Below are 15,810 nucleotides of genomic sequence, written 5' to 3' on the forward strand. Positions count from 1 at the left end.
GTATTTGTGACTGAATACTGCGACTGCGACTAAAAACTAAGATTCTTGCCTGTCGGTTTCATCGTCGTTCTCCCTGTAGGAGTCCGGTTCTTCTTTGGGCTTGATGGTTAAAACTTTATAAAAAAAGTATAATGCCATTATTATTACAATACCCTGCGCGGCTACCATGGTTATTAATGCTTCTGTTTTCATGAATGTACCCTCCCTTCTTTTCTGCGTTTAATGAATGCTTTATATACCATTAAAGATATGAATAAAAACAGCGCTACCAGCAGCAGCCTGCCTATGGTTTTATAAAACACGTGGTTGGTAAATTTACCTTCGGCAATTTTATCGTTAGGTTTTATGGTTTGTCCTACTGCTACTATAGGATTTTGTCCTTTTTTAAAGCCATAGGTTTTATAATCGGTAAAAACCTGTGTTTCCAGTTTGTCGAGTTGTTTGTTATATACCTGCTTTTCGTTTTGGTATGCCATTTTTATAAAATCGGTGGCAACCGAATCGACCACACCCGTTTTTATCCCTTCGGAATCAAAATTCTCGGCATAATAGGCATCGGCAAACCATTCTCTGTTGTTGGTATCTTTGTTGGCTATTTTATCAGCCATATCCGGTAAGCTGGCTACCAGTACCCAACCCAACAGCAATGGGGTAACTATAAGTATGATGTATTTAAACACGATAGGCACTTTAATATCGGCACCCATATTTATTTCTGCCCAGCCTTTATTGATACCAAATATCCATGAGAACAGTATGGTTTCGAGGAATGCAAATACTACAAGGCTTACTGTACCCGCCCAGTAGTCGTACTCATCGAACACGCCCTCCTGGAAGAAGAATACCGTGGGTAACCCCATAATAAGGGCAAGAAGCCCGAAAGACCATGCGCCTTTATTACCGCTCCAGTTAAACTCGTCGCGCATAAAGCCCATCCATGGTGTACCCATTGCGAGTGATGAGGTAATACCGGCAAAGAACAGCAGCCCGAACCAGAACACGCCTGCACATACAGCGAGGACTTCGCCCCATTGCTGGAAGAGATACGGCATGGTTTGGAACGCCATACCAAAGCCTGCATTTTGCAATACCCAGTCCAAACCAAGATATCCTGCCGCGATTGGAATTACGATAAGGCTGCCCAGTACTACTTCTACAAACTCGTTCATAAATCCTGCCGATACGGCATTGAGTGCAATATCGTCTTTCGACCTAATGTATGCTGCATAACAGTGCACTGTACCCATACCTACTGATAGGGTAAAGAATATTTGCCCTGCTGCTGCAAGCCACACTTTGGGGTTGGCGAGTGAGTCGTATTGTGGTGTCCACAAAAAGTTAAGACCATCCCATGCGTTGGCATCCGGGAACATATCCGAAGCTCCGTCAGTACCCAGTGTTAAGCCTCTTACGGCAAGTATTACTCCGAAAAGTATTAGTAACGGCATGCCTATTTTGGCTACCTTTTCGATGCCTTTAAGTCCTTTAGAAAGTATATAGGTGTTTAGCAGTAAACACAGCACATAGAAAATTATAGCTTCGAAGGGTATTCCTGTTGTCGATTTTCCTATGGTGGTATAGTCATTAAAAAAGCCTGCTATTTGCGATTGGTTCATGTCGCTGAACGTACCTATGATGGAGTGGTACACGTAGCTCATTGTCCACGACTCGATATAACAGTAGTAGGAAGCAACGGCAATGTTGGTAAATATCCCGAAAACACCTATGTATTTCCAGATACGCCCTTTTGCCATTGTGTCAAGAATGTAAGGTGTGCTGTGGTTGCCGTAACGCCCGCCGTAACGCCCTGTGGACCATTCTATGAAAAGTAGGGGTATCCCCATTACTACAAAGCAAACAAGGTAAGGGATTATAAATGCGCCTCCGCCGTTTTGTACTGCCTGTACAGGAAATCTTAAAAAGTTACCGAGCCCTACGGCATTACCTGCCATAGCGAGAATTAAGCCTACCCGTGAGCCCCACGATTCTGCTTTTCCTGACATAAAAGAATGTTTTTTGGTTAATTATAGGTTTCAAAGATAGGAAAACAAACTAAAAAACAACTAAAAGCGGAAATTTTGGTACTGAAAAATAAATATCAGTAAAAGGTTTTAACAGATTTGATGTGCTTTTATAAAAAAAGCAGCTAAGAGCTGCTTTTTTAAAAAATTTAATGTTTTTAGTTAACTTAATTCATCAATTCCTTTGGTGTTCCTTGTTTTTGTTGCCATAATTTTTGATTTTTTAAGTTTTAAAAGTCTTATTGTTGATTGGATATCAATACAAATATTGGTAATATTTTTTTTAAAACAAACTTTTTCATTCTGATTTAACATTTATATTATTTCTCTCAAAACTCATGCCGAAACCTTGATATGGCAAAATTACGTCATTTCTGTGACTTCTACTAATGAGGTTTTTTATTTCAGTATGATTTTTTTCGAAAAAATTTACATTTCCAATGTTAAAAAAAGAAACACATACATGCGGAGGGTAAGAAATGGTTACATCCATATTTCTTGTAAAAGTATTCATTCTGAATAGTTTATAGTTTTCACCTTTTAATGAGTATTTCCGTTTAAATTTTGAATGTACTTTAAATGGTCCGTTCCCGGTTAAAGGAATTGTGAATTTTTTTGCATCTTCATCATCAAGAGTAGCTTGGTCTTCTTTTGGATTTAAGTCTTCGCCATTCACTTTAAAAAAAATTAAATCATTGATAGGTTTAGATGCTTCATCTAATTGACTTATGGCAGTTTTTAGAATAATATTCGTACCATTTAAATCCTTGTCAAGAATCACATTATATTTACATGTCTGAGTGTAACTTATGACAAAATTTTCATCGATTTCATCAATATTAATTGTTACAATATAATCTTCATAATAATATTCTGTGGATGTGGGAAAATAAGTATTTAATATTCTGTTTTCAAGTTCTTCACTTATTTTAGGAAATCTGCTTTTATAGATAGTTTGCGAAATTTTACGCCATAAAACTGGAAGATCAGATCTATTTTTTAGAAAATCAGCTCCCAGCATTACTTTTTCAATTTCTTCTTTGAATAGACCTGTAAACTGAATGGATTTTAATACAGCTGCAAAAACTCCAGAAGAGAAAATAGCTATACCGAATTTTTCTAAGATAGAGTTAAATTTCAATGTAAAAAAATTACATTCTACTATCCAAAAAATGAGGATTGATATAATTGTAAAAACCCATGGAAGGTGTCTGTAAAAAAATTTTCTAATTTGTTTTGGTTTAGATTCGATTTCTTTAGATGTAATTTTGTTGGTCATGGATAAAAAATTATATATCAAACATAATAAAAATAATAATAATAACTTTTAAAAGTATTCTTATTTTTTCTCAAAAACTACGGGCTAAAATTAAATTTTTCCGATATTTGTTACATGAATTCGCAATGGCACGGTTTATTAAGCTATTTAAAATTCCTCATCAAGAGAAATCCTGAGTGAGGCAGTTGTTGTTATAACTGTTTTTCAATTTTACTGTTTAATAACTAAAACACATTTTAATTATGCCTATATACCACAAATTAGGGGATTTCCCGCAAAAAAGGCACACACAGTTTCGCAAACCCGATGGCGGCATTTATTATGAGCAGCTTTTCGGTACCGAGGGCTTTCACGGTCACTCTTCGTTGCTGTATCAGGTGCACAGGCCAACACAGGTAAAAGAGATTGTAAAATCATACTCTGTTGCGCCCGAAATTGCCATTGACAAGAATATAAAATCATTACTGCTAAAAGGCTTTGAATTGCAACCGCAGGACGACTTTTTAGAAAGCCGTACAGATATGTTGGTAAACAGCGATTGTATTATAGGGCTTGCAGCTCCAAGAAAATCGCTACGCGACTATTTTTACAAAAATGCCGATGCCGATGAGATGATTTTCATCCACAAAGGCAGCGGAACGCTGCGCACCTTTATGGGTAACATACCGTTTGAGTATGGCGATTACCTTATCATTCCGCGCGGAATGATTTACCAAATCGATTTTAATACCGAAGATAACCGCCTGTTTTATACCGAGTCAATCGCCCCGATATATACACCAAAGCGTTACAAAAATGGCAGTGGGCAGCTTTTAGAACATTCGCCGTTTTGCGAGCGCGATTTTAAACTTCCGCAAGAGCTTGAAACGTATGACGAGAAAGGCGACTTCCTTATAAAAGTTAAGAAAGAAGGCATGATGCACGAGATAGTATATGCCACGCACCCGTTTGACGTTGTAGGGTGGGATGGTTACAACTACCCGTATGCCTTTAGCATCCATAATTTTGAGCCGATAACCGGCAGGGTACACCTACCGCCACCCATACACCAAACGTTTGAAACCTCTACGTTTGTAGTATGCTCGTTCTGCCCAAGGCTGTACGACTATCACCCGTTATCGATACCTGCACCCTACAACCACAGTAATATAGACAGCGATGAGGTGTTGTATTATGTAGATGGCGATTTTATGAGCCGTAACAATATAGAGCAAGGACATATTACCCTGCACCCGAAAGGTATTCCGCACGGACCCGCACCGGGAGCTACAGAGCGCAGTATAGGGCAAACCGAAACACAGGAACTTGCCGTAATGGTAGATACCTTCCGTCCGCTAAAAGTAACTAAAGCCGCTATGGGTATAGACGACGGGCAGTATTATAAAAGCTGGGTAGAGTAGCCTCTCCCAAACCCTCTCCAAAGGAGAAGGCTTACATACTCTGTTTACAAATAAACAATTCAACAAATAACTAACTGTCAGTGTCAGCACGTCAGTTAACGAAAATATAAAATTATGAGTAAAGAAGTTAAAAGTGTAGAATACGGACTCGAAAAAATATTTGAGGGCGCACAAGATTTTCTTCCCCTAATGGGAACTGATTATGTAGAATTTTATGTGGGTAATGCCAAGCAGGCAGCCCATTATTATAAAACAGCTTTCGGTTACCAGTCATTAGCTTATGCAGGACTGGAAACGGGGGTAAAAGACCGTGCAAGTTATGTACTGGTTCAGGATAAAATCCGATTAGTACTTACCACTCCGCTAACGGCAGAGTCTCCGCTAAACGACCATATCGTAAAGCATGGCGATGGAGTTAAGGTAGTAGCCCTTTGGGTTGAGGATGCCCGAAGCGCATTTGAAGAAACCACCAAGCGCGGAGCAAAAGTATATATGGAGCCAACGGTTGAAACCGATGAGCATGGCGAAGTAGTGCGTGCCGGTATATATACCTATGGCGAAACCGTACACATGTTTGTAGAGCGAAAAAACTACAACGGAGCATTTTTGCCCGGTTACAGAGCTTGGAAAAGCGATTATAACCCTGCCCCTACAGGACTTAAATATGTTGACCACATGGTGGGCAACGTGGGCTGGAACGAAATGAACACTTGGGTAAAGTGGTATGAAGAGGTTATGGGCTTTGTAAACTTCCTTTCGTTTGACGATAAGCAAATTAATACCGAGTACTCGGCATTAATGAGTAAGGTAATGAGCAACGGTAACGGGCGTATAAAATTCCCTATAAATGAGCCTGCCGAAGGAAAGAAAAGATCGCAGATAGAAGAATATCTGGATTTTTATGGTGGTCCCGGTGTGCAGCACATAGCCATTGCTACGGATGATATCATAAAAACAGTAAGCGACCTGAAAGCAAGAGGGGTAGAGTTCCTTTCTGCACCACCGCATACCTACTACCAAGCCGTACCCGAAAGACTGGGCGAGCACATGAGTATAATGAAAGAAGACATCTCGGTACTGGAAAGCCTGGGTATTATGGTAGATGCTGATGAAGAGGGGTATTTACTACAGATATTTACCAAACCGGTAGAGGACAGACCAACGCTTTTTTATGAAATAATACAGCGAATGGGTGCGCGCGGTTTTGGTGCCGGTAACTTTAAAGCCCTGTTTGAGAGCATAGAACGCGAGCAAGAGTTGCGAGGAACGTTATAAAATAGCCCTAAAATTACAGTATATGTAATTTTAGAATATCGAAAGGCTATTTTTTTGAGGATAATGTGTTAAAGTATATTTTTAACAAATAAATCTTCAATAATATGAATACATTTGCACTCGCAAAAAAGGAGGTAGTGATATAATCTGCTTTTTGTGATAAATTTTTCATAATTTATAGTTTTTTGGTTGGTTAATAGCATAAAAACCCGGTCATTCATTTGACTGGGTTTTTTTGTTTTCTTACTTTTGGAACAGAAATTGCGTTCACCCCTAGTAACACCGAACAAAAAAGGAAACTATGAAAAAAATGTTAGCAATATTATTGCTTTTTACAGTGGGCAATGCTTTTTCGCAAAATGCTTTTACCACAGGCGAATATTTCAAATTCCGAATACATTACGGTATCGTAAATGCAGGATATGCAACGCTGGAGGTAAAAGATGCCGTAAGAAATGGTAAAAAAGTATATCATGTGGTAGGCAAGGGGCGCACTACGGGTATGACAAAGTTTTTTTTTAAAGTAGAAGACAATTATGAAAGCTACTTTGATAAAAAAACGATAACCCCCTACCAGTACGTGCGAAAAATAGATGAGGGCGGCTATACCAAAGATCAGGAGGGTTTCTTCAATCAGGCAAACAATACCGTACTGGTAAAAGATTATAAGAATAAAAAGGAAAAAACCCTGTCAGTACCTGCCGGTGTACAAGATATGGTTTCTACATTTTACTACTTGAGGAACCATCCCGGAGTAGATAAAATGAAAATTGGTGAATTTATTGCGGTAGATATGTTTTTTGATGATGAAACTACAAAATTTAAACTTAAATTTATCGGCAGAGAAGAGATATCAACTAAATTTGGCAATGTTTCCACAATGATATTCAGGCCGTATGTACAGGCAGGCCGCGTATTTAAAGAAGAAGAAAGTTTAACCGTCTGGATATCAGACGACGAAAATAAGATACCCTTACGAATAAAAGCAAGCCTTGCCGTAGGTTCGCTAAAGGCGGATCTTATGGAATATAAAGGGTTAAAATACCCCTTTGAAGCTAAATAAACACACACAATGGAGTTAATACCCTCTATGCAGGAAAAGCTAAATGCTCTTGAAGAAAAATTCAAAGCAATAAACCAGAAAACGGAAACCCATTTAGAAGGCTTACTATGGGCAAAGCCCATTACCTATTGGGATTATATACAAACCGACGCTTTACTTAACCTACAGATACAGCGCACCACGCTGCCCGACGAGATGATATTTATAATGTATCATCAAATAAACGAGCTGCTGTTTAAAATGATACTTTGGGAAACCGAGCAACTGTGTCATGACGATGCGCCCACTACCGAGATATTTACCGAAAAACTGATGCGCATCAGCCGCTATTTTGATATGCTCACCACATCATTCGATATAATGGGCGACGGTATGCAGGTAGCGCAGTACATGAAGTTCCGTAATACGCTCACCCCCGCAAGCGGTTTCCAGAGCGCGCAGTACAGGCTTATAGAATTTGCCAGTACCGATTTGATAAACCTTATCGATTTCCGTTTCAGGGCAACTATAGACCGCAACACGCCCTACGAGCATGCTTTTGAACACCTGTACTGGCAGGCAGCAGGCAAAGACCACAAAACAGGCGAAAAAAGTTACTTGATAAAAGCATTTGAAAAGAAATATAAAGACGAATTTCTGCGTTATATGGAAGAATATAACACCATAAACATTTGGAGGAAATTTAAACAACTGCCTCAGGAAGCTCAAAACGATGCCATGCTGGTAAAAGCCATGCGCCATTACGATTATACTGTAAATGTAACATGGGTAATGGGGCATTACAATGCCGCAGCAAAGTATATAGAAAGCGAGGCAGGACCACAGGAAGCCACAGGAGGCAGCGACTGGAAAAAGTACATGCACCCTAAATACCAGAGAAGAATATTTTTCCCCGAATTATGGACAGAAGAAGAGTTACGCACGTGGGGTGAAAATGTATAACAGATTTTTTTAAAAAGCCGACATTGAGATATTTAACCATCATAATACTATTATTTACTTTAATAGCCTGTAATAACGAGGAAAAACAAGATAAACAACAACCCATTGCCAAGAAAAAAACCGTAAAAAAAGAATTTGGTTTTGTGCTGGACGATTTTACGGTAGTGAACGACACCATACAAAGCGGTGATACCTTTGGCGGATTACTGCAAAAACAAGGTTACTCGGTTACTGATGTGCATAATATTACCCAAGCCATACGCGATAGTTTTAACCTGAGAGACATCCGAATAGGCAAACCCTATACATTACTTAAAAACAAACAAAAACCCGATAGCTTAGAAGTATTCATCTATCAGGCAGACAGGCTTAGCTACTATGTAGTCGATTTGCGCGACTCTATAGCCAAAGCCTATAAAAAAACCCGTCCGCTCACCATAAAGCGTAGGGTAATAGCTGCCGAGATAGAAGGCTCACTATCTGCAACAGTACAAAAACTGGGTTCAAGCCCGGCGCTAACCCATGAGCTTTCGGAAATATATGCATGGTCTATCGACTTCTTTAAACTCCAAAAAGGCGATAAATTTGCCGTAACCATTAACGAACGTTTTATAAGCGATACCATATACGGAGGGCTGGAAAGCATAGAAGCAGCCTATTTTGAAACCAAAGGCGACAAGAAATACGCATTCCCTTTTAAACAAGAACCTACTGCAAAACGAGCCGATTATTATGACGAAGAAGGCAAGGTGCTAAAGAGCATGTTCCTTAAAGCCCCCCTCAAGTTCAGCCGTATCAGTTCACGATTTTCTCCAAAAAGATTTCACCCCGTACAAAAACGCTGGAAAGCCCATAACGGTACAGATTATGCTGCGCCCACAGGCACACCTATAATGACTACCGCATCGGGCACCGTTATAGCAGCAGGCTATACCTCCGGCAACGGTAACTATGTAAAAGTAAGGCACAACAGTACCTATACCACCCAATACCTGCACATGAGCAAGATAAAAGTGCGCAGGGGGCAGCATGTAAACCAAGGCGATGTAATAGGGCTGGTAGGCAGTACCGGGCTTGCCACAGGGCCGCACGTGTGCTACCGCTTTTGGAAAAACGGGGTACAGGTAGATGCCCTTAAGCAAAAACTACCCACATCACAACCTATGGCAGATAAGTACAAGCCCAAGTTTATAGAGCACATGACGCCATTAAAAAAAGAATTAGACAGCATCTCTAACATCACATTTAATAAGTAACTATGGCACTCGAAAACACCAACCCTTCCGGTACTGCCGCATGGCAGGAATTAAGAGCACATTTTGCCGATATGCAATATGCATCCATGCAGGATATGTTTGCTGCCGATAGCAGCAGGAGCGAAAAATTCCACATTACGTGGAATAATTTTTTAGTGGACTATTCTAAAAACATTGTAAACCAAAAAACGCTTGACCTGCTGCAAGACCTTGCCAAAGAGGTAAACCTTGCAGGAGCTGTAGAAAGCTACTTTGGGGGCGAAGCCATAAACCGTACCGAAAACAGGGCAGTACTGCACACGGCACTGCGCGCACCACAGTCGGCTGAGGTAATGGTGGACGGGCAAAACGTAATGCCCGAAGTATATGCCGTTAAAAACAAAATAAAACAATTTACCGATGAGGTAATAAGCGGTAGCCGAAAAGGTTATACCGGCAGAGCCTTTACCCATGTGGTAAACATAGGCATAGGTGGCAGCGACTTGGGTCCTGCTATGGTGGTGGAAGCTTTGGCTTACTACCAAAACCAGCTTGAAGTACGCTTTATATCCAACGTGGATGGCGATCATGTGATGGAAAAGCTAAAAGGCTTGAACCCCGAAACTACGCTTTTTGTAATAGTATCTAAAACCTTTACCACACAGGAAACACTGAGTAACGCTAATACGGTAAGAGAATGGTTTTTACAATCGGCATCTCAGGAGGATGTAGCGAAGCACTTTGTAGCAGTAAGCACCAACCTGAAAAACGTAACCGAGTTTGGTATAAACCCGGATAATGTTTTCCCGATGTGGGATTGGGTTGGCGGACGTTTCTCCTTATGGAGTGCCGTTGGGCTTTCTATCGCATTGGCGGTAGGCTATGATAATTTTGATAAATTGTTGCAGGGCGCACACGAAATGGACGAGCATTTCCGTACTGCCCCGCACGAGCAGAATATACCGGTTGTACTGGGGCTGTTAAGCATTTGGTACAACAACTTTTTCGGTGCCGAGAGTGAAGCGTTGATTCCGTACACCCAGTACCTGCAAAAATTGGCTCCCTACCTGCAACAGGGTATTATGGAGAGTAACGGTAAGAGCGTGGGGCGCGACGGTAACCCTGTGAACTACCAAACGGGTACTATTATTTGGGGCGAGCCGGGCACGAACTCACAGCACGCCTTTTTCCAGTTGATACACCAAGGGACGAAGTTAATCCCGACTGATTTTATTGGTTTCATTAAACCGTTGCACGGTAACCAGGATCATCATGATAAATTGATGTCGAACTTTTTTGCACAAACCGAAGCCTTGCTAAACGGTAAAACCAAAGCGCAGGTAAAAGCAGAGTTTGATGCAAAAGGCATAACAGGCGAAGAAGCCGATTATCTGCTTCCGTTTAAAGTATTCCGAGGTAACAAACCTACCAATACATTATTGATAGACAAGCTGACGCCGGAAACGTTAGGCTCATTAGTAGCATTATACGAACATAAAATATTTGTACAGGGTGTTATCTGGAATATATTCAGCTACGACCAGTGGGGTGTAGAGCTGGGCAAACAGCTTGCCAACTCTATTTTAGGAGAAATCAACTCAGGCGAAGTACAACAGCATGATAGCAGTACTACGGCATTGCTAAAGGCTTTTTTAGCGAAAAGATAAGCCCCCTAACCCCCGAAGGGGGAATAAAAAGGCAATAGCCAAGAGTGAATAGGCATTAATATAGCACCTGTAAGGTTTTAACTTTACAGGTGTTTTTTGTCATTGCGAGTGTAATGCAATGGGACGCGGCAATCTTTGTCAGAGTATTAAAGAGATATATTACAAGTATTTTTAGTTATTTATACCTACAAGGTTTTGGAAACCTTGCAGGATTTCATCATCATAGAAGAGTGCAATTGATTTTCTATGTCATTGCGAGCGCAGTGCAACGGAGCGTGACAATCTAAATAAAGATTGCTTCGTCGTGCTTCCTCGCAATGACAATCAGTGTCAGTTTTATTCCTGTAATTGTAAAAGCCAATATGCCCAACGGTTTTGAATTTTTTTCAAATATTCTTCATTGGTGTCAGGATATATGTTTCCATGGTCTTCCGTGGTAATTATCTTCAATAAATAGTTAGCTCTGCCGGCAACAGTATATAAATCATCTCTTGAGAAGGGTATGGGTATGCAGCAGTGAAACGTCAATGGACCATTTTGCCGATCAACAATTATACCTTGAAAATTTTCTATACCGATTTCCTTTTTATCAGTGAGGAGCTGTATCAGTTCAGGAATCATTACATCATACTCTTCCGATAGCTTATCAAGAACAAGGCTCATTTTATTATAATCTTTTTCGGTGAGAATTATTTTTAGCATGTGCTTTTTATCTAACGGCTTATATACAGAGTTATCTTTTACATTAACATATTCATTATAGCGTGCTTCAATTCGCTTTTTCATCTCTTCAGGAAGTTTTTCCTTTGCAGGGACTTTTAATTTTTTAATATTGATAATATGATTTTCTCCATATTGATCGGCTTCCAGATGTATAATACTGTCACGCAGTATTGATAAATTGTATTCCCAGTCAGGTTTTTGTTCTGAAAGAAAAGCTTCGGTCTGTTGATTATAAATAGCCATTTCATCATAAAAATCATCATCTTTCGGTTCTTTTAATAGTAAATAGTCAAATCCGAGTTTCTTTTTTAAATCGACTTTACGAGACCATTCATACTCCAAAGTATCAAAGGTGATGAGCTGGACTAAACCTTTTTCAATATCCTGAATTGCTTTAGTCTGAGTATATATGTATTTTTTCGGTTTTAAAATAAAATCTACCCGGATACTGTCTTTCAAGCCGGTATACACTTCTATAGTATCTGCATGATAGTTATGGTAGTTGGGAGCTATAAGAACTCTGACATTGTGAGGAAGCTTCCTGGAATAATTGCCATCCTTTTCTACATCTGCAAAAGTATAATATGAATTATCCTGCGTATAATATCTGATACGCATCGCTATAACTGATTTAAGCTTTATTTCATCATACTTTGACTCTATTCTGCCATATACAACCGTTTCATCTGACTGAGAATAAACCTGTATTGAGAATAGTAAAAATAGAAACAGTAATTTTTTCATAACTGATAATTGATAGTAGTAAATATACAAACTCTGCTTATAAAACCTATAAAATCCGTACCTTGCCTATACAATTCTGCAATACATTATGACCGAAATAGAACGCAAGTTTTTAGTGCTAAATAACAACTACAAACAAGAGGCTTTTGCCCAAACCCGTATCAGTCAGGGCTATCTCAACTCCCACCCGGAGCGCACCGTTCGCGTTCGCATAAAAGGCGATAAGGGTTATCTTACCATAAAAGGCATGGGTAACGAGAGCGGTACTACCCGTATGGAGTGGGAAGTGGAAATCTCGGTTCTCGAAGCGCAAGAGTTGCTTACGCTTTGCGAAAAAGGAGCAATAGACAAGATGCGTTATGAAGTAAAAGCAGGCAGGCATACCTTTGAAGTAGATGAGTTTTTTGGCGAAAACAGAGGACTGGTTATAGCCGAAGTAGAACTGGAAGATGAAAACGAGGCTTTTGCAAAACCCGCATGGCTGGGGCAGGAGGTAACGGGCGATGAACGTTACTATAACGCCTACCTGAGCCGTAACCCCTTTACTACATGGAAATGATGAATATGTATGATGTAATAATAACAGGCGGAGGGCCTATAGGCATGGCGTGTGCCATAGCAGCACAGCAAAAAGGATTGAACTATTTGGTGCTCGAAAAAGGGGCATTGGTAAACAGCCTTTATAATTATCCGCTGTATATGACGTTTTTCTCCACTGCCGACCGTTTGGAGATTGGCAATGTGCCTTTTAGCTGTATTGCGCCCAAACCGGGCAGGCAGGAGGCTTTGGAGTACTACCGTAACATTCACAGTCATTTTAAGCTGAACATACACCTGTATTAAAAGGTAAACAGCATACAGAAACAGGAAAACGGGGCGTTTATAGTAACATCTGACAAGCAGAATTATACGGCTAAGAATGTAATAATTGCCACAGGTTTTTATGATATTCCCGTATATATTGATGTATCGGGCGAAAACCTGCCCAAAGTTCGCCACTACTACCGCGAGGCGCACGAGTATGCCTTTAGGAAAGTGCTGGTTATCGGGGCAAATAACTCATCGGTAGATGCTGCTTTGGAGTGCTGGCACAAAGGGGCAGAGGTAACTATGGTTATCCGAAAAGGGGAGATTAACGACCGCGTGAAGTACTGGATTAAACCCGACATTGAAAACCGCATAGCGGAGGGGAGTATTAAGGCTTATTTCCATTCGGAAGTAACAGCAATACACGAACATTCGGCAGATATAAAAACGCCTGACGGAAATATTACGGTTGAGAACGATTTTGTACTTGCCATGACGGGTTACCGCCCTGATATTGACTTTTTAAAACAATCAGGCGTAAATATAGCTTCGGGCATTAACCGCATCCCCGAATTTAATACTGACACTATGGAAACGAATGTGCAGGGGCTGTATCTTGCCGGAGTAGTGTGCGGCGGACTGGAAACGCACAAGTGGTTTATAGAGAACAGCCGTGTACATGCTGATATGATTGTGGAGGATATACTTTCTAAGTAAACAGTTTACAGTAGCAGTTTATAGTTATGGAACGCGGATGACACAGATTAGGCGGATAAAAGCGGATGTAATCAGTACTCAGTCCCAGTATTTAGTTTTCAGTTCCAGTTTGCGGTTAATGGAACGCGGATGACACAGATTGGGCGGATACAAGCGGATATAATCAGTACTCAGTCGCAGTATTTAGTTTTCAGTAGTAGTTTCAGTTTATAGTTATGGAACGCGGATGACACAGATTGGGCGGATACAAGCGGATATAATCATTAGCAGTTTGCAGTAACAGTTTATAGTACGGTGTCATTTTTAGCGTAGTGAAACAGAGCGTGGCAATCTGGAATAGATTGCTTTGTTGTGCCTCCTCGCAATGACTAATAATTCCTCCTTTGGGGGTTTGGGGACTTAAAACAATCGCAACTGCTCCCCTTTTGTACCGTCAAAAAGCCCGAAGTTAAGTTTGGGTAACTCTTTATCGGCAAAATACTTTTGTCGGGCTATTTTAAAGGTAGTATGTATCATATCGGCAATGTTGCCTTCGCCCACCTTGCGTTTTGCCACACTTTTTTCACCCAGCTTGCCCCCGTGCATCGATGCTATCTGGTGCAGCACCTTGTCCTGCCTGTCGGGATAGTGCTCGGCAAGCCAGTCTTTAAAAACAGGTTCTACCGTATCGTTAAGGCGCACCAGGGTATAACTACATCCTAACGCCCCTTTTTCGGCAATGGTTTTTACTATGGGCAGTATCTCCATAGTGTTGAGTCCCGGTATCATGGGTGCTGCCATAATGTGTACGGGTATGCCGTTCTCGCTAAGGGTTTCTATTGCTTTGAGTTTTGTGTTTACGGATGAGGTTCTGGGTTCCAGTTTTCGTCTCAGGTCTTCGTTTATGGTGGGTATGCTTAGCGATACGGTTACCAGGTTTTTTTCGGCAAGTTGGGCAAGTATATCAATATCGCGGGTTACAAGTGCATTTTTGGTGAGTACGTTTACAGGATGCCTGTATTCCAAGAATACCTGTAGCAGCCTGCGGGTTATTTGCAGTTTGCGCTCTACGGGCTGGTAGCAATCGGTATTACCCGACAGTAAAATAGATTCGGGTACGTAACCCCGTTTTTTAAAGAATTGTTCCAGCAGTTCGGGGGCATTTTTTTTGGCGAGTATTACCCGTTCAAATTCTACGCCTGCGCTGTAACCCCAGTATTCGTGCGTGGGGCGGGCATAGCAGTAGGCACAGCCATGTTCGCACCCCTGGTAGGGGTTCATGGAGTATGCCATGTGCAGGTCGGGGCTTTTTACTTTGTTTACTATGGTTTTGGGGTGTACCTCTATAACCTGTGTTTTGGCTATTTCCTCCTCATAATCATCCTGATAGATGCTTTGCTCGTAGCGGTTTTTCTCGAAATGGTTGTGTACATTGTGTACTGCTCCTTGTCCTTTTATGTTTTCCTTTTTCATAATCCTGCTCCTTTTTATGGGTGCAAGATAATTATTTATAAGAAAATAATCTTATATAAAAATGAAAATAATCAGATTGCTTTTTTTACTTTTTATTATATTTGAGCGATTAATAGCATTATTATGACTACAGCCGATTTTATTATAGAGGATACTAACGTTACTGTTTATAATACTAATTTGGGAAAAGAAATAGTTGTGGTAAACGGCAAGTCTGTTTCAGAAAAATATTCCATTTTTGGTACACGCCACGAGTTTACTTTTGAAAATGATACCTATGAGGTGCTTACCTCTTTTTTGTTTTGGAATGTTATAGGTATAAAAATACAGCTTCGCAAAAACGGAAAATTAGTTGGCGAAAAAACAGAGGGGCAGAGTATGATTGCAATGGTAGTAGGTATTTTTATTATCGTGCTTATTATACATTTTCTTTTTGGCATTATATAAAAAACTCCGCAAACAGGTGCGGAGCTTCTTTTGTAAAA

At 40.4% G+C, this 15,810-nt stretch carries 13 protein-coding genes and 1 pseudogene; 9 read left to right on the forward strand and 5 right to left on the reverse strand.

Annotated elements, in window-relative coordinates; genetic code table 11:
- Positions 1 to 36: 36 nt before the first annotated feature.
- The 3 genes from E0W68_RS13850 to E0W68_RS09720 all read right to left on the reverse strand — a co-directional run bounded on the left by E0W68_RS13850 (position 37) and on the right by E0W68_RS09720 (position 3,300).
- Positions 37 to 192 carry a hypothetical protein gene (locus E0W68_RS13850; RefSeq protein ID WP_162845822.1) on the reverse strand — a complete coding sequence of 52 codons (156 nt, stop codon included), beginning with the start codon at positions 190 to 192 and terminating at the stop codon, positions 37 to 39.
- Entirely contained in the window at positions 189 to 2,003 is a 1,815-nt protein-coding gene (locus E0W68_RS09715; protein WP_135219235.1) for a sodium-dependent transporter, read from the reverse strand. Before E0W68_RS09715 ends, E0W68_RS13850 begins: the two co-directional genes overlap by 4 nt.
- A gap of 316 nt (positions 2,004 to 2,319) precedes the next feature.
- The gene (locus E0W68_RS09720; RefSeq protein WP_135219236.1) at positions 2,320 to 3,300 is read right to left on the reverse strand and encodes a hypothetical protein; all 981 of its coding nucleotides are present in this window, start codon (positions 3,298 to 3,300) and stop codon (positions 2,320 to 2,322) included.
- A 242-nt stretch (positions 3,301 to 3,542) separates the two neighbouring features.
- On the opposite strand from E0W68_RS09720, the gene E0W68_RS09725 reads away from it, so the two are divergent.
- The 6 genes from E0W68_RS09725 to pgi all read left to right on the forward strand — a co-directional run bounded on the left by E0W68_RS09725 (position 3,543) and on the right by pgi (position 10,882).
- Positions 3,543 to 4,700 (forward strand): homogentisate 1,2-dioxygenase, encoded by a 1,158-nt coding sequence (locus E0W68_RS09725; RefSeq protein ID WP_135219237.1) that lies wholly within the window; start codon positions 3,543 to 3,545, stop codon positions 4,698 to 4,700.
- 114 nt (positions 4,701 to 4,814) lie between these two features.
- Positions 4,815 to 5,975: a 4-hydroxyphenylpyruvate dioxygenase gene (hppD, locus tag E0W68_RS09730; RefSeq protein ID WP_135219238.1), complete on the forward strand. Its 1,161-nt coding sequence runs from the start codon at positions 4,815 to 4,817 to the stop codon at positions 5,973 to 5,975.
- A 301-nt stretch (positions 5,976 to 6,276) separates the two neighbouring features.
- Complete coding sequence (locus tag E0W68_RS09735; RefSeq protein ID WP_135219239.1) at positions 6,277 to 7,038, forward strand: DUF3108 domain-containing protein; 762 nt, start codon at positions 6,277 to 6,279, stop codon at positions 7,036 to 7,038.
- Positions 7,039 to 7,047: 9 nt separating this feature from the next.
- Positions 7,048 to 7,980, forward strand: a complete 933-nt coding sequence (locus E0W68_RS09740; RefSeq protein ID WP_162076262.1) for a tryptophan 2,3-dioxygenase family protein — start codon at positions 7,048 to 7,050, stop codon at positions 7,978 to 7,980.
- Positions 7,981 to 8,003: 23 nt separating this feature from the next.
- Positions 8,004 to 9,236 carry a peptidoglycan DD-metalloendopeptidase family protein gene (locus tag E0W68_RS09745; RefSeq protein ID WP_135219240.1) on the forward strand — a complete coding sequence of 411 codons (1,233 nt, stop codon included), beginning with the start codon at positions 8,004 to 8,006 and terminating at the stop codon, positions 9,234 to 9,236.
- A 2-nt stretch (positions 9,237 to 9,238) separates the two neighbouring features.
- On the forward strand, positions 9,239 to 10,882 hold the full coding sequence (gene pgi, locus E0W68_RS09750; RefSeq protein ID WP_135219241.1) for a glucose-6-phosphate isomerase: 1,644 nt from the start codon (positions 9,239 to 9,241) through the stop codon (positions 10,880 to 10,882).
- A 336-nt stretch (positions 10,883 to 11,218) separates the two neighbouring features.
- Here pgi and E0W68_RS09755 read toward each other — a convergent pair whose 3' ends face one another.
- On the reverse strand, positions 11,219 to 12,349 hold the full coding sequence (locus E0W68_RS09755; RefSeq protein WP_135219242.1) for a hypothetical protein: 1,131 nt from the start codon (positions 12,347 to 12,349) through the stop codon (positions 11,219 to 11,221).
- Between the two features lie 88 nt (positions 12,350 to 12,437).
- Here E0W68_RS09755 and E0W68_RS09760 point away from each other — a divergent pair, with 88 nt between their 5' ends.
- The gene (locus E0W68_RS09760; protein ID WP_135219243.1) at positions 12,438 to 12,908 is read left to right on the forward strand and encodes a CYTH domain-containing protein; all 471 of its coding nucleotides are present in this window, start codon (positions 12,438 to 12,440) and stop codon (positions 12,906 to 12,908) included.
- Positions 12,908 to 13,873: pseudogene (locus E0W68_RS09765) on the forward strand (YpdA family putative bacillithiol disulfide reductase). The gene E0W68_RS09760 and the pseudogene E0W68_RS09765 overlap by 1 nt, the downstream one beginning before the upstream one ends.
- A gap of 399 nt (positions 13,874 to 14,272) precedes the next feature.
- Here E0W68_RS09765 and E0W68_RS09770 read toward each other — a convergent pair.
- The gene (locus tag E0W68_RS09770; protein WP_135219244.1) at positions 14,273 to 15,325 is read right to left on the reverse strand and encodes a PA0069 family radical SAM protein; all 1,053 of its coding nucleotides are present in this window, start codon (positions 15,323 to 15,325) and stop codon (positions 14,273 to 14,275) included.
- A 123-nt stretch (positions 15,326 to 15,448) separates the two neighbouring features.
- On the opposite strand from E0W68_RS09770, the gene E0W68_RS09775 reads away from it, so the two are divergent.
- Positions 15,449 to 15,772 carry a hypothetical protein gene (locus E0W68_RS09775; protein WP_135219245.1) on the forward strand — a complete coding sequence of 108 codons (324 nt, stop codon included), beginning with the start codon at positions 15,449 to 15,451 and terminating at the stop codon, positions 15,770 to 15,772.
- Positions 15,773 to 15,810: the final 38 nt, after the last annotated feature.

Origin of the sequence: Flavobacterium salilacus subsp. salilacus, assembly GCF_004634195.1 — a bacterium.
Taxonomy (GTDB): Bacteria; Bacteroidota; Bacteroidia; order Flavobacteriales; family Flavobacteriaceae; genus Flavobacterium; species Flavobacterium salilacus.